This is a genomic window from Mesorhizobium sp. Cs1299R1N3, assembly GCF_037179625.1.
GTDB lineage: Bacteria > Pseudomonadota > Alphaproteobacteria > Rhizobiales > Rhizobiaceae > Mesorhizobium > Mesorhizobium salmacidum.
On the sequence record NZ_JAPYKQ010000058.1, the window covers coordinates 1 to 513 of the forward strand.

Annotated in this window: 1 protein-coding gene; it reads left to right on the top strand. The window is 63.0% G+C overall.

Annotated features, from left to right (window positions below; translation table 11 throughout):
• Nucleotides 1-397: carbohydrate ABC transporter permease (locus tag O7B34_RS31940; RefSeq protein WP_337149724.1), on the top strand; the 397-nt coding region annotated here is incomplete at its 5' end.
• Nucleotides 398-513: the final 116 nt, after the last annotated feature.

Below are 513 nucleotides of genomic sequence, written 5' to 3' on the forward strand. Positions count from 1 at the left end.
TGTCTCGGTCACGCTGCCGGTGGCGATCTGGATGCTGCGGGGGTTCCTGCTCAAGCTTCCGGCAGCCCTGGAGGAATCCGCCGCGATCGACGGGGCGACGCCGCTCCGAGTGTTCTGGGACATCGTCGTGCCGCTGTCGCGTCCCGGGCTGATCGCGACCTCGGTCTACGTGCTGATCGTCACCTGGCAGGAGTTCCTCTTCGCGCTGTCCTTCACCTCGACGAAGGAGATGCGCACCCTGCCGGTCGGCTTGAACGACTTCATCGGCCAATACGGCATTCGATACGGCGAGCTCATGGCCTCCTCGGTCATGGTCTCGCTGCCGGTCATGGCCGTCTTCTTCTTCCTTCAACGCTATTTCGTCGCCGGGATTACCGCCGGCGCGGTGAAAGGATAGGTCATGGCGCTGATCGAACCCTCGGACCTCATTCCTGGCGTCCGGCAGATACTCTTCAACCGGCCCGACAAGCTGAACGCATTGTCCACGCCGCTCATGCGCGAATTCGAAACCGC